At 46.2% G+C, this 23,404-nt stretch carries 20 protein-coding genes and 1 other annotated feature; of the genes, 17 read left to right on the top strand and 3 right to left on the bottom strand.

Going from position 1 to position 23,404, the window contains the following annotated elements; all coding sequences use genetic code 11:
- On the top strand, positions 1–948 hold the full coding sequence (gene hemH / locus AC58QO_RS21420; RefSeq protein WP_497269044.1) for a ferrochelatase: 948 nt from the start codon (positions 1–3) through the stop codon (positions 946–948).
- Positions 945–2,408 carry a protoporphyrinogen oxidase gene (gene hemG, locus AC58QO_RS21415; protein WP_497269042.1) on the top strand — a complete coding sequence of 488 codons (1,464 nt, stop codon included), beginning with the start codon at positions 945–947 and terminating at the stop codon, positions 2,406–2,408. The genes hemH and hemG overlap by 4 nt, the downstream gene beginning before the upstream one ends.
- On the opposite strand, the gene AC58QO_RS21410 is transcribed toward hemG, so the two are convergent.
- Positions 2,409–3,068 (bottom strand): Crp/Fnr family transcriptional regulator, encoded by a 660-nt coding sequence (locus tag AC58QO_RS21410; RefSeq protein ID WP_497269040.1) that lies wholly within the window; start codon positions 3,066–3,068, stop codon positions 2,409–2,411. It abuts the gene before it with no gap.
- An 81-nt stretch (positions 3,069–3,149) separates the two neighbouring features.
- On the opposite strand from AC58QO_RS21410, the gene hemL reads away from it, so the two are divergent.
- Positions 3,150–4,448 carry a glutamate-1-semialdehyde 2,1-aminomutase gene (gene hemL, locus AC58QO_RS21405; protein ID WP_497269038.1) on the top strand — a complete coding sequence of 433 codons (1,299 nt, stop codon included), beginning with the start codon at positions 3,150–3,152 and terminating at the stop codon, positions 4,446–4,448.
- Between the two features lie 606 nt (positions 4,449–5,054).
- Here hemL and AC58QO_RS21400 read toward each other — a convergent pair.
- Complete coding sequence (locus tag AC58QO_RS21400) at positions 5,055–6,527, bottom strand: phosphodiester glycosidase family protein (protein ID WP_497269036.1); 1,473 nt, start codon at positions 6,525–6,527, stop codon at positions 5,055–5,057.
- A 266-nt stretch (positions 6,528–6,793) separates the two neighbouring features.
- On the opposite strand from AC58QO_RS21400, the gene AC58QO_RS21395 reads away from it, so the two are divergent.
- From AC58QO_RS21395 to AC58QO_RS21370, 6 genes are all read left to right on the top strand, one after another.
- The gene (locus tag AC58QO_RS21395; RefSeq protein ID WP_497269034.1) at positions 6,794–7,681 is read left to right on the top strand and encodes an RluA family pseudouridine synthase; all 888 of its coding nucleotides are present in this window, start codon (positions 6,794–6,796) and stop codon (positions 7,679–7,681) included.
- A gap of 118 nt (positions 7,682–7,799) precedes the next feature.
- A complete protein-coding gene (locus tag AC58QO_RS21390; RefSeq protein WP_497269032.1) occupies positions 7,800–8,873 on the top strand; it encodes a LysM peptidoglycan-binding domain-containing protein in 1,074 nt (357 codons plus the stop codon).
- A 210-nt stretch (positions 8,874–9,083) separates the two neighbouring features.
- Positions 9,084–9,345 (top strand) — a binding site (T-box leader).
- Between the two features lie 86 nt (positions 9,346–9,431).
- Complete coding sequence (locus tag AC58QO_RS21385) at positions 9,432–12,092, top strand: valine--tRNA ligase (RefSeq protein ID WP_497269030.1); 2,661 nt, start codon at positions 9,432–9,434, stop codon at positions 12,090–12,092.
- Between the two features lie 70 nt (positions 12,093–12,162).
- A complete protein-coding gene (locus tag AC58QO_RS21380) occupies positions 12,163–13,536 on the top strand; it encodes a bifunctional folylpolyglutamate synthase/dihydrofolate synthase (RefSeq protein WP_497269029.1) in 1,374 nt (457 codons plus the stop codon).
- Between the two features lie 55 nt (positions 13,537–13,591).
- Complete coding sequence (gene murC / locus AC58QO_RS21375) at positions 13,592–14,932, top strand: UDP-N-acetylmuramate--L-alanine ligase (protein WP_497269190.1); 1,341 nt, start codon at positions 13,592–13,594, stop codon at positions 14,930–14,932.
- A 165-nt stretch (positions 14,933–15,097) separates the two neighbouring features.
- Positions 15,098–16,432 carry an SPOR domain-containing protein gene (locus AC58QO_RS21370; protein ID WP_497269027.1) on the top strand — a complete coding sequence of 445 codons (1,335 nt, stop codon included), beginning with the start codon at positions 15,098–15,100 and terminating at the stop codon, positions 16,430–16,432.
- A gap of 54 nt (positions 16,433–16,486) precedes the next feature.
- Here AC58QO_RS21370 and AC58QO_RS21365 read toward each other — a convergent pair whose 3' ends face one another.
- Positions 16,487–17,725, bottom strand: coding sequence for an N-acetylmuramoyl-L-alanine amidase (locus tag AC58QO_RS21365; protein ID WP_497269025.1), 1,239 nt, complete (start codon positions 17,723–17,725; stop codon positions 16,487–16,489).
- Positions 17,726–17,889: 164 nt separating this feature from the next.
- On the opposite strand from AC58QO_RS21365, the gene AC58QO_RS21360 reads away from it, so the two are divergent.
- From AC58QO_RS21360 to minC, 8 genes are all read left to right on the top strand, one after another.
- Positions 17,890–18,132 carry a DUF4321 domain-containing protein gene (locus AC58QO_RS21360; RefSeq protein WP_056610348.1) on the top strand — a complete coding sequence of 81 codons (243 nt, stop codon included), beginning with the start codon at positions 17,890–17,892 and terminating at the stop codon, positions 18,130–18,132.
- 50 nt (positions 18,133–18,182) lie between these two features.
- Positions 18,183–18,785, top strand: a complete 603-nt coding sequence (locus AC58QO_RS21355) for a Maf family protein (protein ID WP_497269023.1) — start codon at positions 18,183–18,185, stop codon at positions 18,783–18,785.
- Positions 18,786–18,906: 121 nt separating this feature from the next.
- Positions 18,907–19,356: an RrF2 family transcriptional regulator gene (locus AC58QO_RS21350; RefSeq protein ID WP_497269021.1), complete on the top strand. Its 450-nt coding sequence runs from the start codon at positions 18,907–18,909 to the stop codon at positions 19,354–19,356.
- Positions 19,357–19,466: 110 nt separating this feature from the next.
- Positions 19,467–20,156 (top strand): RadC family protein, encoded by a 690-nt coding sequence (gene radC, locus AC58QO_RS21345; RefSeq protein ID WP_497269020.1) that lies wholly within the window; start codon positions 19,467–19,469, stop codon positions 20,154–20,156.
- 36 nt (positions 20,157–20,192) lie between these two features.
- Positions 20,193–21,227 (top strand): rod shape-determining protein, encoded by a 1,035-nt coding sequence (locus AC58QO_RS21340; protein ID WP_497269018.1) that lies wholly within the window; start codon positions 20,193–20,195, stop codon positions 21,225–21,227.
- Between the two features lie 21 nt (positions 21,228–21,248).
- Positions 21,249–22,112 carry a rod shape-determining protein MreC gene (gene mreC, locus AC58QO_RS21335; RefSeq protein WP_497269016.1) on the top strand — a complete coding sequence of 288 codons (864 nt, stop codon included), beginning with the start codon at positions 21,249–21,251 and terminating at the stop codon, positions 22,110–22,112.
- 13 nt (positions 22,113–22,125) lie between these two features.
- Positions 22,126–22,653, top strand: coding sequence for a rod shape-determining protein MreD (mreD, locus tag AC58QO_RS21330; protein ID WP_497269014.1), 528 nt, complete (start codon positions 22,126–22,128; stop codon positions 22,651–22,653).
- Between the two features lie 72 nt (positions 22,654–22,725).
- Entirely contained in the window at positions 22,726–23,388 is a 663-nt protein-coding gene (gene minC / locus AC58QO_RS21325; protein ID WP_497269013.1) for a septum site-determining protein MinC, read from the top strand.
- The last annotated feature ends 16 nt before the right edge of the window (positions 23,389–23,404 follow it).

The raw sequence follows: 23,404 nt of genomic DNA, 5'->3' as shown, positions 1-23,404 counted from the left end.
ATGAGCCAAAAGCGCATTGGTGTGTTAGTCATGTCGTACGGTACGCCGGAAAGCTTGGATCAAGTTGAAGCGTACTACACACATATTAGACGGGGCCATCCGCCGACTCCTGAGCAATTACATGAATTAACGACGCGTTATGAGGCTATTGTTGGTGGCTTCTTCCCGTTGCGTGAAAATACGAATAAACAAGTAAAAGGACTTGAAGCAACGCTGCGTCAAGAGCATCCTGAGCTTGAATTCGTCTGCTACCAAGGCCTTAAGCACGCACAACCCTACGTAGAAGACGGCGTTGAGGAAATGGTCAAAGACGGCATTACAGAGGCTGTAGGGATCGTTCTGGCGCCTCACTACTCGACGATGAGTGTCGGCGGCTATGTGAAAAGAGCGAAGGACAAGGCGGAAGCGCTAGGTCTTAACATGACTTTCGTGTTGGATTATCACCTACATGCGAAGCTGCTGGATGCTTTGCAAACACGTGTAGAGAACGCTTTGGGGAAATTTGCTGAGGCGGATCGTAATCAAGTACGGGTTATCTTTACAGCGCATAGCTTGCCAGAGAAAATTCTAGAAATGAAGGACCCGTATCCGGATCAGTTGCTGGCTACGTCCAAAGCACTTGCTGAGCGGGTTGGTCTTACGAACTGGCAGTTCGGTTGGCAGAGTGCTGGACAGACGGCTATGCCATGGTTAGGTCCGGACATTTTGGACGTGATGCGCACGATCAAGCAAGAAGAAGGCGTGGATAAAGTATTACTTTGTCCTATTGGTTTCGTTTCCGATCATTTAGAGGTTCTTTACGATATCGATATCGAAGCGCAAGCGTTGGCGAAAGAGCTGGGCGTGCATTTGGAACGAACAGAGTCGCTTAATACCGATCCTCTATACATGGAAACCTTAAGTGATGTTGTATACAAAAAATGGCAAGAGGCAGCGAGTTCGAAATGAGTACACCAGTGCCTCATTATATGATTATAGGCGGCGGTATTACGGGGTTAAGCGCTGCTTTTTATTTGAAAAAGCAGATGGAGGCGAGTGGTGCCCCTTTTCGTATTTCTGTGGTAGAGAAATCTCCTTTGTTCGGCGGGAAAATTCACACGATAGAGCGAGATGGATTTGTCATTGAAAAAGGTCCAGATTCCTTCCTTGCCCGTAAACGCCCGATTATCGATTTGGCGTATGATCTTGGCATGGAAAACGAGCTGACGGGTACGAACCCGAAAGCCAAGAAAACCTATATCGTACGTGGTCGAAAGCTGCATCGCATGCCTCCGGGCTTGGTATTAGGGATTCCGACGCAAATGTCGCCCTTCATGAAGACAGGCCTTATTTCCCCGATGGGCAAGCTTCGAGCTGCGATGGATTTGATTCTGCCGAAGCGGGATGTCGCAGATGATGAGTCGCTTGGACATTTTCTGGAGCGTCGACTCGGCAAGGAAGTGCTCGAGCGCATTGTTGAGCCGCTGCTTGCAGGGATCTATGCGGGAGATACGTATAAGCTGAGCTTGAAGTCCACATTCCCGCAGTTTCGAGCTATGGAGCAGAAGAACCGCAGCTTAATTCTGGGGATGATGGCGAGTCGCAAGAATGTGACTGAGGAAAGCGCGCATTTGCCTGCGGCTGTTCGCAACTCGGTGTTTGTGACCTTTAAGCGAGGATTGCAATCGTTAGTGAATGGCTTAGTAGACGCTTTAAGTACAGTGGATTTACGTTCGGGTGTTGGTGTTGTCTCAGTGCACAGCGTAGCAGAGGGACAAACAGAGGTTGTCTTTGAGGACGGTCGTCGTGAGATCGTCCACGGTGTTATTGTGACGACGCCAACGTATCAAGCTGCGAAGCTGCTTGCGGAGCTGCCTGCAGCAAGCAAGCTTGCGAAGATTGATTATATTTCGGTAGCCAATGTGATTATGGCTTTTGAACGTAAGGATATTCCCTTTGAACTGGATGCCTCCGGTTTCCTTGTACCTAAGTATGAGGGGTACACCATAACTGCTTGCACATTAACCTCAGCGAAGTGGCTGCATGCTGCTCCTGATGGCAAAGTGCTGCTGCGTTGTTATATAGGTCGTGCTGGCGAACAGGAATGGCCGGCATGGTCTGATGAGCAGCTCATAAGTAAAGCGCGCCACGATATTAAAGATTTACTAGGGATTACGGCGGAACCTGGATTCGCAGAAGTAACCAGGTTAATGCATTCTATGCCGCAATACCCTGTTGGTCATTTAGAGGAGATCGCTCATTTCAAAAAAGAGCTTACTTCAGCAATGCCGCGAGTCCTGGTCACAGGTGCAGGGTTCCATGGCGTCGGACTGCCCGATTGTATACGACAAGGAAAAGAAGCTGCGAATCGGCTTGCCGAGATTGTCCTTGTGGAGTCGCATCTGGATGCAACTGCAACTGTAAGATGATTAGCGGAGCTTGGTCAACTCCAAGGTGAATTCGGAGGCAGAAATCGTCAGGATTTTCTTCTCTTCAAGGTCACGAATGACTTGCATGAGCGTTGATTTCTGAACACCAGCCAGCTGTGAGATTTCATCAAAGTTCAGCACTAGCTTAATGACGATGGTTGTCCCTTTACGCAGGCCATGCGAATTCGCCATTTTGATCAAGGTTTTGATGACGCGTGTTCTTGCATCAAGGAAGGTTAAATCGGAAACTTGTTGATTCGTATCTCGTAGACGATTACTGAGCTCTTGCATGATACCTAAGCTGATGTCAAAATGAGTACGAAGTAATTCAAGGAAGCTATGGCCGGTTATCGTAAGAAGTATGCATTCTTCTAAGGTTTGAGCAGAGGCAGAACGAGGCTTGCCATCTATGAGTGAAAGCTCGCCGAAGCTTTCGCTGGTTTTGCAGATCGAGAGTATCTTCTCCTCACCTGAATTGCTCGTCGTGTAGATCTTAACAGAGCCGCTAAGAACCATATAGAATACAGAGCCGATTTCTTTTTCTTGAAATAAGATCGTGCCCGCTTTATAAGTACGTGTTGTACAAATTTCAACAAGGGCGTTCAATTGATGCTCGTTTAGTTGGGCAAATAAAGGAACTTTTTTGATAAGCTCTAGCATTGGTTGTACCGCCTTTGTAGGTAGTTAAGGGTAGGATATGACCTCATTTTATCACAAGATCACGTTATTGGGGGCTAAATAATGGTAAATTCGAGCAGAATCGACAAACGGTCAGCGGCTGCTTTTCAAGAATCAAGAAAGCTGATTCCTGGAGGCGTGAACAGTCCGGTTCGCGCTTTTAAATCGGTTGGCTTAACACCTTTATTCATGGAGAGTGGGTCAGGCTCTCGCGTAATGGATATTGATGGCAATACCTTTATCGATTATGTAGGTTCATGGGGACCGTTAATCGTAGGCCATGCTCATCCCAAAGTATTGGAAGCGATTCAAACTACAGCCATTAAAGGGACAAGCTTTGGAGCTCCGACGTTGCTCGAAACCGAAATGGCAAAGCTTGTGATTGAGCGCGTACCATCCATAGAGATGGTTCGTATGGTTAATTCAGGTACAGAAGCAACGATGAGCGCGTTGCGACTTGCTCGTGGATTCACGAAGCGCGACAAAATTGTGAAGTTCGAAGGAAGTTATCACGGGCATGCAGATGCCTTGCTTATCAAGGCTGGGTCTGGGGTTGCTACGCTTGGACTGCCTGATAGTCCTGGCGTGCCGAGCAGTGTGGCATCGAACACGATCACAGTGCCATATAATGATTTGGATAGTGTGAAGCTGGTTTTCGAAAAATTCGGTGAAGAAGTCGCCGCGCTTATCGTGGAACCTATTGCAGGGAATATGGGGGTTGTTCCTCCGGCGGCAGGCTTCTTGCAAGGACTTCGTGATATCACGAAGAAATATGGCGCTTTGTTAATTTTCGATGAGGTTATGACCGGTTTCCGCGTACATAAGAACTGTGCACAGGGTCTATATGGCGTTACGCCTGATTTGACTTGCCTAGGTAAAGTAATTGGTGGTGGGCTTCCTGTAGGCGCTTATGGCGGACGCTTGGACATCATGGAACAGATCGCCCCTGCGGGTCCGATATACCAAGCGGGTACTTTATCGGGAAATCCACTTGCGATGGCGGCGGGCTTTGCGACCTTATCCTTACTAGGCGAGCCGAATGTATATGAAGAGCTAGAGCGAAAGTCGGCTAGACTTGAAGCAGGCTTCACAGCGAATGCTGCGGAATTCGGTATTGAGAGTACCATCAATCGGGTTGGTTCGATGGTGTGTCCATTTTTCACAGAACTGGCTGTGACGAACTACGACTCAGCCAAAACATCCGATCTAGGTCGTTTTAATGCCTACTTCGGTCATTTGTTGGATTTGGGTGTTTCCGTTGCACCTTCGCAGTTTGAGGGCATGTTTGTATCTACTGCTCACTCCGATGAGGATATTGAAACAACGATCGATGCACATCGTGAAGCTTTGAAACGATTATAAGATAGATAAATGATGCCCCAAAAGTAACTATTTTGGGGACAGATCCATTCAGTTAATAGTGAGAAGTGCACGCATGTGCGCTTGCAGGATAGCTTAAGATAAGGTGATAGCATCATCTTATTTTGGGCTTTTTCTTTTTGGGGGAAGCGAAGCTACCCCTTATGTATGTTCGGTTCTCAGGTTGCAAAATTGAAAAAGAGCATCCTTTTCATAGGAATTCACTTCAACATTTTAAATGAATGCAAAAAGGCATCTTTTGGGGTCGGAATGTCTAAACAGAGCTGAAAATGCAGAAATTGATGCCTTTTTGCATCAATTTTATCTGAAATCGTGTATTTGATTGAGAAAGGTTGCACTATTGCATTTATTTTCTAAAGATTCCAGAATTTATTAGTTTTCACTTAATAAGATAGATATAAATGCTCTAAAAACGCTCTCGTCCTTGAAGGAATACGCAGCCAATTATTTGGACACAGCAGCTCAAGCGTAATTTTCACCGGAGTTGGATTGATCCGTGTAGTTCGATTTTACCCTTCATTCTGATCAAAAAAAGAAGAGGTGTCCCTCGGTCATTTTATGACTTTGGAACACCCCTTTGCATCCATATTAGTTTGGTTTAACGGTTGGTGATGTAGTGTTAGTCGGTGAGACTACGGTTCCATTCGTCGATGGCTTAGGTGAGACACTTGGTGTCGGCGTCGACGTCGGCGTTGGTGTCGGTGTTGATGATGCTGGTGTTGACGGCTTCGTAGTACCACCAGTTGGATTCCCATTTCCAGGCGTTGGTGTAGATGTAGGCGTAGGATTTGATGAATTTGATGGTGTTGCTGAAGAATTCGGTTTATCTGTTGTATTCGGTTTGGTCGATTCTGTACTTGATGGAGAAGTTGATCCGCCAGGTTTGCCTGCTTCAGCCGTATTTTCTGGCTTCACGGACGGTGTAGGCGTTGCTTTAGGCGTTGGAGTAGGTAATTTACCTTGTGCCTTCAGCGCGGCTTGCTCCTTCAAGAAATCTGGGTGATCATAGGCACCGCCTGGATCAATCTTTGTAAGTCCTTCCCAAATGTTCTTCACGACGATATCATCAGGGTTATCAAATACCAAGAAGGCTGATGGCAAGCGACGCTCGCCGTAACGACTTGAAGGTTTGGTAATCAATTCGTTATTGTAAACCATTTCGGAAGAAGCTCCGCCATCAAGGAATCCGGCATTAATAACGCCATCTTCTAAGAATAAATCCTGTACTTCTTTCAGTGTCGCACCGACACTTGAGGTTTGACGACCATCGATGACGATAAAGATGACGGTTCCGTCTGCTTTTTGACCTACAGCTGTTCGCGGCGCGCGTCCCCAGCCACCATCACCGCTTGTAATAAGCGGCTTACCATTCGCGATTACGCGAGGGTAGAAAGAAACGGCTTCTGTGACACCGAGCACCAACAGTTCGTTGATCGAGTATTTTCCGATAATAAGCGTGCCTTCTTTGGTAAAGCCAACAATTTGTTGTGGATTGCTTCCTTCTTGATCGGTATAAAGAATGTTGCCACCGGACATAATAGCACCGATTGGGGCAAATCCGTTCCCAAGTCCGTCAGGATCGTTAAACCCGCCGCCATTGACGCCGGCAACTGCACCAGTTCGCTGAACCATGGACGTGATTCTCTCACCTTCACCTTGCTTACCTGGTACAACTACACGAATCGTCCGCGGATCATAGACATACATCCGCTTGCCTTTCCAGAATGTACCTGAGATATCTTCCACCTTGACAAGACTTTCGATGGGGCGTTTTGTATTAAATTGCACAGCCTCCAAATCTTGCTTCTCTATGGAGTTGACCTCTGTTAGATTCTGCATTTCCAGAACCATCTGATCCCTGCGTTGCGCACCTACGAAAATCCATGCCCAATCACGATGCTGTGTGGTAATGACTGTTTTGGCCAGATACTCACGAATGTAGGTCCCCGGCGGGGTTAGAAATAAAAAGGTAGTACTTAAGAATGTACATACAGCTATAACGAGTAAAGTCCGCTTCAGCCAACTATAATTTCGAAAATGATTTGCAATTGAACTACCCAAGGTAAACCTCTCCTGCTCTATTAATAAATTGATAGAAAATGTCGAAAAAAAACAATACAAGAATAATATTATCATATTTGTACATGCAATTGGTATTGGTAATTGTTAAAATAAAGTGTACATAATCCCTGCCTTGTTAAGGAGCTCGTTCTACATATGAAACGTTATTACTTTTTTGATTTTCCAATCGATCTAATGGCGATTATTTTGGTGTTTCTACTTATTCTGCTAGCAATCTTTCTATCATTTCGTAAAGGCATGAAATCATGATGAATTGGTCACGAGATGGAGAATGGCTGCATCTACCACTTCCGAACGAGCATTGGAAACCGCTTAAACCAGGTGCAGTTGAAGAGTTAGCGGTTTTCTTGCCTGTACCTCGTAAATTTTTTCTACGCTTAGCTTCACAGGGACTTATTCGTGTTGAAGGCAATACGATTCGGCTAAAGGTATTTCCTCAGGAGAAGGCGGCGTTTAAACCTGAGTCTTATCCATTAGACGTCTTATTTGAAGATGAGTTCACTCTAGTCGTGAATAAACCAGCTGGTAAGTCTGTCCATCCAGCTGAGGTTGGACAAGGAGGAACGCTTGCTAATGCGGTTGCTCACTATTATGAAGAGACTGGACAAGCGTGCGGCGTTCGTCATATTCATCGTCTAGATCAAGATACGACAGGCGTTGTACTTTATGCCAAAAATGAATGGGCGCATGTCCTGTTGGATGAAGCCATGCGAGAGAAGCAAATTGATAGGCGGTATGTGGCGCTGGCTCAAGGTATTTTCAAAGCAAAAGAAGGATGGATTGATGAACCGATCGGCAAGGATCGTCATCAGCCTGGGAAACGAAGAGTAGCCTCAAATGGGGATCAGGCGCTTACGCACTATCGTGTTCTTCAACAACTGAAAGCTGCGGCACTTGTGGAAGTAGAATTAGAGACAGGCCGAACGCATCAAATTCGTGTGCATCTCAGTTATTTGGGACATCCCTTGGTAGGAGACACCTTATATGGAGGTTCTTCACGGTTATTTCAAAGACAAGCTCTTCATGGTGAACGGCTAGTATTTCAGCATCCGATTACACAACAAGAGGTCGAAGTTCATGCGCCTTATCCACTAGATTTCAAGTTATTATTGGAGCAGATGTCCGCAAACTGAAAAATGTAGTCATGCCTGGCCTCCTCCACCCATATACTTTTAGAGACAATCAAGTATATCACCCAACAATTCGGAGCTGATTTATGTTTCGAGTTAACGGAAGGGAGGAAACATTTCTGTGTCTGAACAACAACCAGGGTTACGATTTGATATTTATGAACGTGTGCATTTGCAGGAAAATTTGGCGGCGATACAAGAATTAAATGAAGTAGAATTGCTTCCGCATATTCAAGTAATAACGCTGGATGATCAAGCGATCTTAAAGGGGAATTTACTACTTACGGGTAATTACTTTAGTGACGAAGGCGGCAGTCCTCGCACACTTGAGCATTTGATTCCTGTCGAAATCACGCTGCCCTTGAATCGCATTCATCGTGTAGAAGATATTCAGGTGGAAATCGAGAACTTTGATATCGACCTCTTATCGGCTCGCAGCTTGAATGTTACGGGGGTTCTTTCCCTGCAAGGTGTAGAAATGGTTTCTGCACCGCAAGAGAGCTGGCGGGAGGAAGAAGAGGTCACATTTGTTCATCAAATTGACTATCCGCGCTCTGAGCCCGTCATTCCCTACGCAGCTGCACCCGCACAATTTATACCGGCAGTGCAAGAACCGCAGATTCCACAGATGATCCAACCACCGCCGACACCAGTACTTCCTACACCGCTTCCTACACCATCTCCTACTCTGATTGCAGCTGCACCTGAACCAGCGGTCATTGCGGCTCAACCAGTCTCGCATGGCGATGACACATTTGGTGTAGAAGTGGAACAAATCGAGCTGAAGGTAACTCCGCATGCCGATAGTACCGTCGTTACGGAGGAGAAAAAGGAGCTTAAAGTTGCCTTTGGCAAGAAGGCTGCTGACGCTGTGGAGGTTAACCCGTATGGCATCAAATCGTTATTATCAAAGGCAGGCTCGTATCTTTCCGACAAGCGGATTGCGGAAGCAGAGGCGCAAGCGGCTCTTGAGGCGGAATCGCGGATAGATGCTGTAGAGTGGAGACGATTATTTCTCCAGAGCAGATCGGAGTCGCAAGAATTCAAGAAGCTCAAACTATGTATCGTTCAGAAGGAAGATACGTTAGAGTCAATTGCCAAGCGATATCAACTGACAACGCGTGAGATTCAATTGATGAATCGATTGAGTGATCAGGATATTACAGTGGGTCAAGTTATTTATCTTCCCAGATAGTAACCGATACATAGGCAAGAGCCTCTGGCTGCTAATAGCGGCCGGGGGCTCTTTATGTTTGTGGGATATGGGTTGAAGTGAAGCTTAAGGTATAAGTTCCACCATTTCGCCCAATACTAGAAAATAATCCTAATAAAAGGCGCCGAAATTATTGACTATGTGTAAATAATTCGATATCATATAGTGTAAATCATTTTCAAACCAACATATGGAATTGCAAAGATAGGGAGTAGTAGTCGGAACGCCCTTCAGAGAGTGGAACTGCAGCGCTGAGAGGTTCCTCAGGAAACATCCGATCGAAGTCGCCCTGGAGCAGTAAATGTGAGTGCAATCGCGGAAGTTTCGTTTCTCGCTTGCATTAGCATTTTCCGGTCGCAGCCGTTATCTGTTATAAGTGTCATGTTATTTGCTATTGGGGCAAGTCACATGAAATGAAGGTGGTACCACGGAAGCTATACCTTTCGTCCTTTTTTGGGCGAAAGGTTTTTTTGTGTTTATTTGCTCATTCTTACTTTTTTGCAATCACAATAACATCTAACCAGATATGGAGGTACTTTTATGACCGAAACCAAATTGCAAACTGAAATGCCTACCACGTACGACCCGAAAGAAGCGGAGCGTAAATGGTACGATTACTGGATTAAGAATGATTTTTTCAAAGCGGGCAACCGTCCAGATGCCGAAACGTACACAATCGTAATCCCGCCGCCGAACGTAACAGGTATGCTGCACATCGGGCATGCGCTTGATTTTACACTGCAGGATATTCTGATTCGTACGAAGCGTATGCAGGGCTTTGACACGCTGTGGCTGCCTGGCTCTGACCATGCAGGGATTGCTACTCAAACAAAAGTTGAGCAGAAGCTTCGCGAACAAGGGCAAACGCGCTATGATCTTGGACGCGAGAAGTTCTTGGAGAAAGTCTGGGAGTGGAAGGAATTATATGCGGATACCATTCGCGAGCAATGGGCCAAAATGGGCTTCTCGCTTGATTATTCCCGTGAACGCTTCACCCTAGATGAAGGACTTTCACAAGCGGTGCGTGAAGTTTTCGTTAGCTTGTTTGAAAAAGGCCTGATTTATCGCGGCAACTATATTATTAACTGGGATCCGGCGGCACGCACAGCCCTTTCCGATATCGAAGTTGAATACAAAGAAGTTCAAGGCGCGCTGTATCATTTGAAATATGAAACAACAGACGGGACAGCTTCCATCGTAGTTGCTACGACGCGTCCTGAAACCATGCTTGGCGATACGGCGGTTGCTGTTCATCCGAAGGATGAGCGTTACAAGCACCTCATCGGGAAATCCTTGCTGCTGCCGATTGTGAATCGTGAGATTCCGATTATTGCAGACGACTATGTTGAAAAAGAGTTCGGAAGCGGCGCGGTCAAAATCACGCCTGCGCATGATCCGAACGATTTCGAAGTAGGTAAACGTCATAACCTGCCGCAAATTCTTGTTATGGACGAAAGCGGAACGATGAACGCGAATGCGGGTCCGTACCAAGGGCAAGACCGTTTTGAATGCCGCAAGCAAATCGTAGCTGATCTGAAAGAACAAGGTGTTCTGATCAAAATTGAAGAGCACGTTCACCAAGTTGGCCACAGCGAACGCAGTGGTGCAGTTATTGAACCTTATTTGTCCACACAATGGTTCGTGAAAATGCAGCCGCTTGCGGATCAAGCGATTGAAGCGCAAAAATCAGGCACTGGTGTTAATTTTGTACCAGATCGCTTCGAGAAAACATACCTGAACTGGATTGAAAATGTCCGTGACTGGTGTATTTCCCGTCAGCTATGGTGGGGACACCGCATTCCTGCTTGGCATTGCGCGGATTGCGGTCAAGTGACCGTTACGCGTGAGGATGCGACAGCTTGCTCCCATTGTCAAAGCACGAATCTTAACCAAGATAACGATGTTCTGGATACATGGTTCAGTTCGGCATTATGGCCTTTCTCTACATTAGGCTGGCCGAATGATTCTGAAGACATGAAGCGTTTCTATCCGACGAGTGTACTCGTTACTGGCTACGATATCATTTACTTCTGGGTAGCTCGGATGATTTTCCAAGGACTTGAATTTACGGGACAAATTCCGTTCAAGGATGTGCTTATGCATGGTCTTGTTCGTGATTCCGAAGGCCGCAAAATGTCCAAATCCCTTGGCAACGGGGTTGATCCTTTAGAAGTTATCGAGAAATACGGCGCGGATGCCATGCGTTATATGATTTCTACGAGCAGTACGCCAGGTCAAGATTTGCGCTTCCGTTGGGAGCGGGTTGAGCAAGCTCGTAATTTTGCCAATAAGATTTGGAACGCATCCCGATTCGCTCTGATGAATTTGGAAGGTGTAACTGCAGCAGATATCGATTTGACGGGTCAATTAGGTACCGCTGATCGTTGGATTTTGCATCGTTTGAATGAGACGGTTCGTGACGTGACTCGTTTGATCGACAGCTACGAATTCGGTGAAACAGGACGTCTGCTCTATAACTTCATCTGGGATGATCTCTGTGATTGGTACATTGAGTTCAGCAAATTGAGCTTGTACGGCACAGATGCAGCCGCGAAGAAGCAGACACAATCGGTTCTAGCTTATGTACTTGATCAAACACAGCGTTTGATTCATCCGTTCATGCCGTTCATCTCAGAAGAGATCTGGCAGCACTTGCCGCATGTTGGCGATACGATTACGCTGGCGGCGTGGCCGACAGAGAACGCAGCCTTCGAAGCGCCTGATGCGATTCGTGAGATGGAGCTGTTGATGGAAGCGATTCGTTCGGTTCGTAATATCCGTGCTGAAGTGAATGTGCCGATGAGTAAGAAAGTGGAACTGCTGATTAAACCAGCAAGTGCAGAGACACAGGAGATTCTTCGCAAAAATGAGGAATACTTGAAACGCTTCTGCAACACGTCACTACTTGAAATTGATCTTGCAATGTCAGCACCAGACAAAGCGATGACAGCTATTATCACAGGAGCTGAATTGTACTTACCTTTAGCAGGTCTGATCGATATCACGCAAGAGCTTGCTCGTTTGGACAAAGAACTGCAATCCTTGCATGGTGAAGTAGAGCGTATTGAGAAAAAGCTGGGCAATGAAGGCTTTGTAGCTAAAGCACCAGCGAAGGTTATCGAAGAAGAGAAAGCCAAGCTTGCTGATTATGCAGATAAGCGGGATAAAGTTATCGCTCGATTAGCGGAGTTAAAGGCGTAATGCACGGAAATTATACGATTGCCTAGGTTCGTCTACAAGGTGATTCATATAGTAAAAGAGGATGAGAACAATGGATGAAATCAAGAACACGGCGGGTGCATTCCAAACCGCACAAGAAGCCGTTGATTGGATCGTTGGACGGATGGAGAAGCTCGGTATGAAGCCGGGCCTCCAACGTATGCAGCTATTAATGGAAAAGCTGGGTAACCCTGAACGCAGGCTGAAGTTCATTCATGTGGCAGGTACGAATGGAAAAGGCTCAACATGTGCTTATTTAGCTTCCGTGCTTGTGGCTTGCGGCTATGATGTAGGCACGTTTACGTCGCCGTATTTGGTGAGATATACCAACCGTATTCAAGTGAATGGTGCGGATATTGAGGATGACGTCCTGCTGCGATTAGTGAATGACTTGAAGCCGATTGTGGAGGAGATTGCAGCCACAGAGGTTGGCCCGCCAACGATGTTTGAAATTTCGACTGCACTTGCGATTCTTTACTTTGGAAAAGTAGCATATCCCGATTATGTGGTATGGGAAACAGGACTCGGGGGAAGGCTGGATAGCACGAATATTGTGAATCCAATCGTTACCGTCATTACGAATGTTGGCCATGATCACATGGATATTCTGGGTGATACGCTGGAGCTTGTAGCAGCGGAGAAAGCAGGGATTATTAAAGCGGGGGTTCCAGTCATTACGGCTGTTGAGCCTGCTGCGATTTGGAGTGTTATAGATCAAACGGCGAAGGCGAAGAAAGCCACGCTTTACTCGCTTGGCGATCAATTTTCGTTGAGTGATGTGAATAGTGAGCTGGATCGTCAAAACTTCCAATTTAACGGACCTTTTCGACCTATTCCGGATTTGTCCATCACGTTGAACGGTGAGCATCAATTGAAAAACGCCGCCGTAGCCGTCATGACACTGGAAGTTCTTCGTCAATATTACGCCACCATCGTGGAAGACGTAGACTTGCAGAAGGGTCTAGAGGGCACGAAATGGCCGGGTAGGCTGGAAATGGTTTCACAGGAGCCGCGCATCCTTATCGATGGCGCTCATAACCCTGAAGGGGCTGCTACACTGGCTGCAGCACTTCAAAATGTCTATAGCTACAAGAAGCTTCATATGATGATTGGAATGCTAGCGACGAAGAATCATACAGGCTACTTAAGGCATATACTACCATTGGTGGATACACTCATTATTACAGAAGCAAATTTTCATAAAAAAGGGGATGCTTCCTTGCTCGCAGATATCGCAAGCGGTTTGCTGCGAGAGATGAATCGTGAAGTTGACATTGTCGTAGAACGCGATTGGAAGCAAGCTTTAACTTTATTAACAAATAGAACTGAGCAGGATGATCTGGCGGTCGTATCTGGCACGCTGTATTTAATCTCTGATGTTCGTTCTTGGATAACCTATCAAACCGATTCTGAAAAAGGATGGTGAGAACGGCGTGAGTCAAGCAGAACACGTACATTTTATAGGAATCGGCGGATACGGCATGAGTGCCATTGCCAAAGTCATGCTCGAGATGGGATACCGCATTTCGGGATCAGATCTAGCACAGCAAGAGCTTACTGATAAACTGAAAGCCAAAGGTGCTCAAGTTTTTATTGGTCATGAGGCGAACAACGTATCAGGAGCCGATTTGGTTGTATATTCAACGGCGTTAGCCAAAGATAATGTGGAAATGCAAGCAGCAGAGCAATTGAACATTCCCATTATTCATCGTTCACAAATGCTGGGAAGGTTGATGAATGAACGGAAAGGGATTGCCGTTGCAGGTGCCCACGGGAAGACAACTACCTCTTCCATGATTGCATTGGTGATGGAGATTTGCGGGATTGATCCAACGTATATTATCGGTGGAGAGATCATGAATGTCGGCAGCAATGCCAAAGCTGGCAAAGGCGAGTACGTTGTTGCGGAAGCGGATGAGAGCGATGGCACGTTCCTTCAATATCACCCGACCCTTGCCTTAGTGAACAATATCGAAGCCGATCATTTGGAAAATTACAATGGCGATTTCGAAAATTTGAAAAAAGCGTACAAACAATTCCTTAGTCAAGTAAGACCTGGCGGTAAAGCAATCGTATGTCAAGATGATGAATTCCTGCGTGAAATGATACCGGAAATTCAAAGTCAAGTGATTACGTATGGGATTGAAACGGAAGCGGATTATATTGCGCGTGACATCTCGCTGGGTGACCGCAAAGTAACCTTCACGGTAGAGTTCAAAGGTGCATCCTTGGGTCAAGTTAGCTTGTCAGTGCCAGGTAAACATAATGTGTACAACGCGCTTGCGACATTGATTACTTGCTTGGAAGCTGGTCTGTCTTTTGAACATATTGCGGAAGCTATTCAGGAGTTTCGGGGAGCAAAGCGTAGATTTCAAGTGCTTGGCGAAGTCGAAAATATTTTGGTCATTGATGACTACGCACATCATCCAACCGAAATCCAAGCAACGATTTCTGCAGCGAAAGCAACAAGAAAACGTATCATTGCTGTGTTTCAGCCGCAGCGTTATACGCGAACCTATTATCTGTTTGAGCAATTTAGCCGTTCCTTCCTTGAAGCGGATGAAGTGATTATTACAGATATTTATTCACCGGCAGGTGAACAACGAATTGAAGGCGTTGACTCTGCAAAGCTAGTTGAGCTGATTCGCAGCAACAGCAACCCGAACGTTCAGCATATCGCGACGCGTGAAGAAGTGCTGACTTATTTGGTTGATCACGTTCAACCAGGCGACCTCGTCCTTACGATGGGGGCTGGCGATATCTGGAAGGCAGCAGATGGATTAGCTAAATCGTTGCGCAAAAAATACGAAACACACTCATAGAGAAAAGATCGCTGTAGCCAACGGGCTGGAGGCGGTCTTTTTTTCTTGACCAAGGAATCATATTAAGGTTCTCTCTCTCATACTCTAGTAACAGAAGATTGGGACAAGATGATACGGCATTGTGCCTGTTTCCAACATACATGCGATGAGGAGTGTGGGAAGAGAATGAAAAAAGCTAGAATCACTTATCGATTCGACCCCAAGGAGGGGGCAGAATCAACACGCAGAGCGGCACGGGTTCATGATCAAGAGGAGAATGTCATTCCACTCTATCAAGAAGAGTTTAAAGTTATAGACACGAAGCTCGATCGCAGTCCAAAGGAAGTTACACCTTATGAGCAAGCAGAGAGGGAGCAAGTGGAATCCTTATTTGAACCTCATGCGCTGAATACGTTTACGACGGATTTTGGGAACTGGAATAGTCCGATTGAATCGGAAGGAGAGCGTGTAGAGCGGATTATTCGTGAAACGCAGATTTCCAGAGAGCAGCAGAATTCCTCGAAACCTTCTCCAGTCCGAAACGATGTGGAGCCACCGGATAATCGGAATGAATGGTCGACCTGGACAGCGAAGGAGCCATACAGAGAGCCAGGAACAGGAGGAGCTCGTTATGCCAAATCGTCAAGCACCCCCTGGATTCGTATTGCAACCTCCGTGGCTGGTGCAGTAGTAACGGGAATCGCGTTTGGATTCTTCGTCCTCTCCATGTTCTCCTCGGATCGAGATACAAGTGTAGCGACATCCACTTCCAATCCGACGAAAATAACGGTACCTTCTCCTAACACGCAGGCTGCGGGATCAACTACCAAGACACAAACTGGTGTTGGGGAAGCTGCGCTACCTGCAACAACAGCAGCTGTCACACCTGTTCAAATCCCTGCGAAATCATATACCTTCTTGCAAAATGGTGTGTTTAGTTCCATGCAGGGCGCTCAGGCCGTTCAGGACTCACTGAGTAAGAAAGGGCTTGCGTCAGCGGTAGATAATTCCGATAAGCTTACTGTGTTTGTTGGTTTTGCTAAGACGAGGGATGATGCCATTGCGCTGAGACAAGGTGTGCAAGCAACGGATAAAACCATTGAGGTCTTTATGAAAAATGTGGAGTTCCCAGCGGTAACTGGCATTCGTTGGTCTGGCGCAAAGCCAGAGTCAGTGGCCAATTATATTGCTGATGGCGATAAGCTCGTGAATACCATTAGCGGATTGACACTGATCCATCTGGCAGAGACGAAGCCAACGGCACTCACAGATGCATCGTTGCAGACGATCCGTACATCGCATCAGGCCCTCATTACGCTAGGCACAGGGCTCACCGATGGAGCGGGTGATGATGTTAAGCAGTCACTGCTTAAGATGACTACAGCGATCAATCGCGCTGTTCAGTCGATGGAAGAGTACAAAAAAACACCATCTCAAGCCTTGATGTGGCAAGCGCAATCTTCCTTGATGCAGTATATTATTGCTCAGAAAGAGCTGCTCAAAATCATTACAGTCGCTTAACAGAAAAGCCGTGTAGCTGAACTCTTTGTGAGAGTTAAGATACACGGCTTTTTCTCATTTGGTAACGTATCGATCAAGCAGGGCAGCAATTTCAGCCCTTGTCATCGTTTGATCCGGCATAAAAGAGGTGTCCGTTATGCCATTAATGATGCCTTTCTCTTTCAACGTGTTAATCGCTGAAGCACTCCAAAGCGATTTGGGTACATCATCGAATGCTGATTGATCTGTTGATTGCTTGGTTGGCGAAATCATCTGCAGAAGTTGATTGAATAAATAAGCAACTTCCCCGCGCGTAATCGCCTGATTGGGACGAATTGTTCCGTCTGCGTAGCCTTGAAGGAGGTTTAACTTCCCTGCTTTGGTGAAAACAGCATTAGCCCAATGTGAAGCAGGTAAATCAGAGTAGCTTTTCGCAGCAGGTCCAGTCCCGCATCCATAAACGTTAGTAGTGACACTTCCGGTGGAGGAACAAGCGGCCGGTAGTTTGTCGAACGAGAATACGCGATCCATCAGCGTAAGGAATTCTGCTCTCGTTAACGCGCGATTAGGCTCATAGTTATTCCCGACGCCTTCGATTATATTTTTGTTTTTCATGCGTAGAACGGCAGGTCTAGACCAATGAGCCAGCACATCCGTAAAGAGAGGCGGTTCATAAGCACTTATTCCATTGGCGATTCCGATCGCCATTTTGGAACGCATAGCATCGCTAGCTAGCAAGGCTGCATCACTTTTATTCGTGAGAAAAGCGGTCTCTACTAGAATGCTTGGAATTGTTCCCATTCGGGCCACATAAACTGCGCTCGGTGTCAGACCTAAGTCTTTGGTTCCGGATTGAGCAAGCAAAGCGTCTTGTACATGCTGAGCCAAATCTTTGCTGTAAGGCGTTAATTTGGTCATTGTGCTGCTCGCTGGATAATCTTCTTGCGGGTAGGCGTTGTCATAGTAGAGCACCATGGTGCCATTGGCTTTGCTGCTCGAATGCGCATTGGCGTGAATGGATACGAACAAATCAGCTTGCTGTTCGTTCGCGAATTCTACTCGCTGAGCGAGTGACAAGAAAGTGTCATTGGTACGCGTTAAGATGACCTCATAGCCCCGATCAAGCAGCGCTTGCCGTACCTTTAGCGTGATGTCCAAATTGACATCTGTTTCACGGAGTCCGCCAACACCAATTGCGCCAGGATCACTTCCGCCATGCCCGGGATCTAGCACAACCTTGTAAGCAAATGCATGATAGGGGAACGCGATTGTAAGTAATAAAGTGAATAGAATGAGTCTTTTGAGTAGAGTCATAGTTGAAATTACCTCCGGTAACTATCTTACTAGGATTGGTCTATGCTGTAAGCAGGAAAGAATCGCCATTGATTACATAAACGACGCAGCTGCTTATTTTTCATGGAAAAAAGAGGTGATTCCCCTTATAATAGGCTTGTACATACATAGGGAGGATGACAGGAATGAAAAAAAGCACGTTCACATTAATCATTTTTCTAATCGTCGGGTTAATTACTGGGATTATTATCGGCCAGCTGCTGGCGCCCGTTCCTGCTCTCGCATTTCTAACCAAATCAGTACAAATTTCATGGGAGCCTAAAGCGGATTTGCAAGTTGTGAAATACGAATTTCATCTTTTGGTGAAGCTAAACCTATGCAGCATTATTGGATTAGTAGGAGCCTATCTCCTTTATCGGAAACTTTAGTACGTTTATGAACTTCAAACCTTAGAATTATTAGTTAGGAGCTGTTGATAGTGAAAACCACAGAACAACAACGACTTATTCTTGCTTCATCGTCGCCGCGGAGGCAGGAGCTCATCCAATCGTTCGGACTACCCTATATTATTCGGGTGAGTGACGCGGATGAGACCGTCGAACAAAAAATAACCCCCTCGGAGCTCGTTGAGCTGCTCTCTTTGCGCAAAGCATCTACAGTTCGAGAAATGTTAGAAGAGCAAGATAAACACGGAATTATCATTGGCTCGGATACAGTTGTCGTGCTGGACGGGGAAGTCCTTGGCAAACCGGTTGATGAACAAGACGCCTTCCGGATGCTGAAAGGACTCCAGGGTAATACGCATCAGGTATATAGCGGTGTGGCCTGTGTGGACGCAGCAACGGGTCGACAAGTTGTCTCACATAGCATGACCCACGTGCGGATGAAGCCGATGTCTGACGAGCAGATTTTGCGCTATATTGCTACAGGGGAACCGAATGATAAAGCCGGCTCTTACGCCATTCAAGGAATCGGTGCAACGATCATTAGTGGGATTGAAGGGGATTATTTCACGGTTGTGGGACTCCCGCTTTCTTTGTTAAGTGAGTTACTTCTTACTTTCGATATACAAGTTCTGTAAAGTAATTTCCAAACCTATCCATTCTAGTCCAAAATAGGGTAATGAGATTGACTGAGCAATCTGTAACGGTTACAATGACAGTAAGCGACATGACTTCGCATTCTTCTGGGAGGTATCTACCATGAACAGCGAATTTACAATTGCCGTCCACAGCCTCGTTCTGTTAGCCCACTTGCCGGATCATATGGCAACCAGCGAAGAAATTGCAGCGAATGTGTCAACGCATTCTGCACGAATTCGTAAGGTCATGGGTTTTCTGCGAAAAGCAGGCTATGTGTCTACCAAGGAAGGCATTGGCGGCGGGTTTATTTTGAGTTGTAAGCCTGAGGAAGTCACACTCGGGGAGATTTACCGATTAACATGCCAAGGTACGCTGAAGCCAAGCTGGTGCTCAGGTGATGAGTCCAAGCCATGTATGATTTCATCCAAGATGGATCGATTGATGAGTAAGGTGTTCACCGATGCTGAGAAGCAAATGGAGAATTACTTTGAAGGTCATACTATCGGCAGCATGCTTGAACAAATAAGGAATTTAGAATGTCCCAAATCGCATACGGAATCTCCATCCTAGAAGCCCTCGGATCCTATAATCCGAGGGTTTTATGTTGTCTTTAGGGGCATAACCCGCATGCATGGGATAGCAATAAGTAACACAACCTACATTACGAAAGAGGGGAAAACATGGAAAGCTCAAGCTTAATGCTGCGAGAAGTTCCGATCGAAGAAAGACCGCGTGAGCGAATGCTCCAATTGGGGGCGGGGGCTTTAAGTCATGCTGAGTTGCTAGCAATCTTATTAAGAACCGGAACAATATCTGAATCAGCCATTCATTTGGCAAGCCGGATTCTAAGTGAAAGCGGCGGACTGCGCAGCCTTGTCGATATGAGCAAGGACCAGCTTACACAAATTAAGGGTATTGGTGATGCGAAGGCACTTCAAATTCTGGCGGGTATTGAGCTTGGCCGCAGGCTGGCCAAAAGCACATACGAGGAGCGGATCACGATTCGTTCTCCCAAAGATATCGCAAATTTAATGAGCGAGGATCTTCGGTATTTACAAAAGGAGCATTTCGTCTGTTTGTTTCTGAATACCAAAAATCATGTCCTTGCACAAGAAACGTTATCGATGGGCAGCTTGAATGCTTCCATTGTTCACCCTAGGGAAGTGTTCCGAGCTGCCATTAAACGGAGCAGTGCTTCGATCATTTGTGTACATAACCATCCAAGTGGAGATCCCACCCCAAGTCCGGAAGATATTAGTCTGACAGGGCGATTAGTAGAAGCTGGAGCAATAATTGGTATTGAAGTGTTAGATCATGTTATCATTGGAGATCAGAGATTTATAAGTTTGAAGGAACAAGGCTTTATGTAATATAATAGAACACGCAACAGGAAAGGAGCCGTTTGTATGTTTGGTGGTTTTACGAAAGATCTTGGAATTGATTTGGGTACCGCGAATACGTTGGTGTATGTGAAAGGCAGAGGAATTATCGTTAGGGAGCCTTCGGTGGTTGCCCTTCGTACAGATACGAAAACAATTGAAGCAGTGGGTGAGTCTGCCAAGAAGATGATTGGGCGCACACCTGGGAATATCCGTGCAGTACGTCCGATGAAAGATGGCGTCATTGCCGATTTCGACACGACAGCAACTATGATTCGTTACTTTATTCGCCAGGCGCAGAAGCAACGTTGGTTATTTCCGCGTCACCCGAATGTCATGGTTTGTGTGCCATCTGGAATTACAGCTGTAGAAAAACGAGCTGTTGAGGATGCAACGAAGCAAGCTGGAGCCCGAGAAGCCTACACAATCGAGGAGCCGTTCGCAGCTGCGATTGGAGCAGATCTTCCAGTTTGGGAGCCTACAGGCAGCATGGTCGTGGATATTGGCGGGGGTACGACGGAAGTTGCTGTTATCTCACTTGGCGGCATCGTAACCAGCCGATCCATTCGTATTGCAGGCGATGAAATGGATGAAGCCATTATTCAATACATTAAACGTACGTACAATCTCATGATCGGTGAACGAACAGCGGAAACGCTGAAGATCGAGATTGGTTCAGCGCTCAATACAGATAAGGCGGAAACGCTCGAAATTCGTGGCCGTGATCTTGTTAGCGGCTTACCCAAAACAATGACTGTAACCTCGGTCGAAATTACAGAATCGTTGTCTGACACGGTAAGTGCTATTGTGGATGCTGTGAAGGTTACGCTTGAGAAATGCCCGCCGGAACTATCTGCGGATATTATGGATCGCGGTATTGTGTTGACTGGCGGAGGCGGTTTGCTCCGTAATCTGGACCGTCTTCTGGCTAAAGAAACGGGAATGCCCGTTATGGTTGCTGAGAATCCGCTCGATTGCGTAGCAATTGGAACGGGACGCGCCTTAGAAAATATTCATTTATTTAAGAACAAATCAGGATCTGGTTCGAGGTATAAGGGTTAATTTTCGTTAGAAGGTGCTAATTTGTTTAAATTCATGGGAAATAAACGACTCATTTTTCTTATGTCCGGTTTAGTCTGTTTCTTTATTTTAATGGGACTAACACTTGGGAATCGAGGGCCAATGACATGGCCTGAGAAATTTGTCAAAGATTCGGTTGCATGGACGCAAGGACTCTTGTACAAGCCCGCTGCGCAGGTAGCGGGTTTCTTCGAAGATATCAGACAGTTGCGAGTCATTTATGAGGAAAATAAAACATTAAAGCTGACACTCACGCAGTATGCGCGTGATACACAGCGATTGAACGAGCTTGAATCGCAAAACAAACGACTCATGGAAGCGCTTGGCTTCACAGAACGTCAGCGTGAAGCTAACAATTATACGTATCGCATTGCAGAGGTCGTCACCATTGACCCAGACCCGTACAATAGCACCGTCACGATTAATTTGGGTGATAAAGACGGGATTAAGGAAAACATGGCGGTCATGACGGTTGATGGCTTAGTAGGAAGAGTGAGTAAAGTATTTGGGTTTCACTCCAATGTACAGCTTCTTACCGAGACCAATGATACGGATAACAACTCGAAAGCGATTGCCGTTACAGTTAAAGGAAACGAGACTCAGCCATTTGGGATGATCGAAACGTATGATCCCAAAGTAGGTGAACTGGTGATGAACAAGGTCGAACATGCGGACGACATGAAGGTCGGCGATACGATTATTACGTCAGGCTTGGGGCAGGTTTTCCCTAAAGGGATAGAAGTAGGAACGATCTCATCCATCGGACCTGGGGAATTCGGCATTACCTACAAGGTAATGGTGAAACCGAGAGCATCCTTTAATCGGATCCGTGAAGTGTTCGTCGTCGAAGTTCCGGAAGTGAAATGAGGTGAGCCGACAAATGAATAGACAAGTCTTATGGCTCATCCTGTTCGGATTGTTTATCCTTCAAGGCAGCTTAGTGGTATGGCTCTTGCCAGCCTCATGGCAATCGATCGTTGTTGTAACACCGCACTTAACCTTGGTATTCATTATGTTTATCGGACTTTTTCATCATCGTCATGCGGCACTACTTTATGGACTTCTATTTGGATTACTACATGATTTCACTTACTACGGAGCTATGCTTGGCGTATACTCCTTCAGCATGGGGCTCGTAGGGTATTTGGCGGGGCTAGCGCAGCGGAAGCAGCCTAACTTAATTTTTTACAACTTGCTCATCACGAGCTTAGGATTGTTAATATTTGAGTTTCTCAATTATGGGATCAACCGGTTATTCAAACTGATTGCGATTGATTTGAATTTTGCTCTCACCCACTACATGCTCCCAAGTGTTCTCTTTAATTTACTTGTGGCCTTGATTTGTTACGTTCCCATTCGCAAGCTGCTTGAAGGGAAGCGACTCGCAACTTCAGCGAAGGAAGATTAATTTTCCAGGCGATAAGCAGGAGAAATTAGAACAAGGGCCGAAATGTATAGGTTGGGAGGTCGTCATGCCATTATGTCTGTAGCGAAGCACCATGTGATGATAAAAGGGGTCAAAGATGGCCTAGTTTTTTTACTAAATGACGCATGCGATTGGCAAGAGCTGTTGCAAGAGCTGCAACATAAGCTTGAGAAAACGCATCAACAAATATTAACGGGACCCATTATTCATGTGAATGTCAAATTGGGTACCCGTGAGGCCACGGATGAACAGAAGGAAGAGATTCGAGCTGTGATTAAGCAGAAGGGGAATCTCTTGATTCAATCGATCGAAAGTGAACCTCCGAAGATCGAAGCTCCACCCGAGCCCAAGGCCTCGATGACGACGCTAAGAGGGATGATTCGTTCCGGACAAACCCTTCACAACGAAGGTGATTTACTTTATTTAGGTGATGTTAACCCGGGCGGAATTATAACCTCCACAGGGAACATTTACATAATGGGTTCACTTCGCGGCATGGCTCATGCGGGGTCTGAAGGGGATGAGAAAGCGATCATCGCGGCTTCTCATATGCGTCCTACACAATTACGAATTGCCGGCGTCATCAGCCGTTCTCCCGATGAGTGGGGAATCGAAGAGGCATTCATGGAATTTGCTTATGTCAAAGAAGGTAAAATGGAAATTGATAAGCTGCATCAGCTTCATCGGATTTGGCCGGATGCTCCTGTCAAATTGTGATTTTGATCAAAAAAAC

This window comes from Paenibacillus sp. J31R30, from assembly GCF_059692115.1.
This window is presented reverse-complemented; position numbering and strand designations above follow the sequence as displayed.

Excerpts from the sequence above, each read along its gene's own strand:
- AC58QO_RS21410 (WP_497269040.1), bottom strand. The coding sequence starts at position 3,068 with ATGCTAGAGCTTATCAAAAAAGTTCCTTTATTTGCCCAACTAAACGAG.
- AC58QO_RS21365 (WP_497269025.1), bottom strand. The coding sequence starts at position 17,725 with ATGACTCTACTCAAAAGACTCATTCTATTCACTTTATTACTTACAATC.
- hemL (WP_497269038.1), top strand. The coding sequence starts at position 3,150 with ATGGTAAATTCGAGCAGAATCGACAAACGGTCAGCGGCTGCTTTTCAA.
- AC58QO_RS21340 (WP_497269018.1), top strand. The coding sequence starts at position 20,193 with ATGTTTGGTGGTTTTACGAAAGATCTTGGAATTGATTTGGGTACCGCG.
- AC58QO_RS21350 (WP_497269021.1), top strand. The coding sequence starts at position 18,907 with ATGAACAGCGAATTTACAATTGCCGTCCACAGCCTCGTTCTGTTAGCC.
- mreD (WP_497269014.1), top strand. The coding sequence starts at position 22,126 with ATGAATAGACAAGTCTTATGGCTCATCCTGTTCGGATTGTTTATCCTT.
- AC58QO_RS21370 (WP_497269027.1), top strand. The coding sequence starts at position 15,098 with ATGAAAAAAGCTAGAATCACTTATCGATTCGACCCCAAGGAGGGGGCA.
- AC58QO_RS21385 (WP_497269030.1), top strand. The coding sequence starts at position 9,432 with ATGACCGAAACCAAATTGCAAACTGAAATGCCTACCACGTACGACCCG.
- AC58QO_RS21395 (WP_497269034.1), top strand. The coding sequence starts at position 6,794 with ATGATGAATTGGTCACGAGATGGAGAATGGCTGCATCTACCACTTCCG.
- hemH (WP_497269044.1), top strand. The coding sequence starts at position 1 with ATGAGCCAAAAGCGCATTGGTGTGTTAGTCATGTCGTACGGTACGCCG.
- AC58QO_RS21380 (WP_497269029.1), top strand. The coding sequence starts at position 12,163 with ATGGATGAAATCAAGAACACGGCGGGTGCATTCCAAACCGCACAAGAA.
- AC58QO_RS21360 (WP_056610348.1), top strand. The coding sequence starts at position 17,890 with ATGAAAAAAAGCACGTTCACATTAATCATTTTTCTAATCGTCGGGTTA.
- hemG (WP_497269042.1), top strand. The coding sequence starts at position 945 with ATGAGTACACCAGTGCCTCATTATATGATTATAGGCGGCGGTATTACG.
- minC (WP_497269013.1), top strand. The coding sequence starts at position 22,726 with ATGTCTGTAGCGAAGCACCATGTGATGATAAAAGGGGTCAAAGATGGC.
- murC (WP_497269190.1), top strand. The coding sequence starts at position 13,592 with ATGAGTGCCATTGCCAAAGTCATGCTCGAGATGGGATACCGCATTTCG.
- radC (WP_497269020.1), top strand. The coding sequence starts at position 19,467 with ATGGAAAGCTCAAGCTTAATGCTGCGAGAAGTTCCGATCGAAGAAAGA.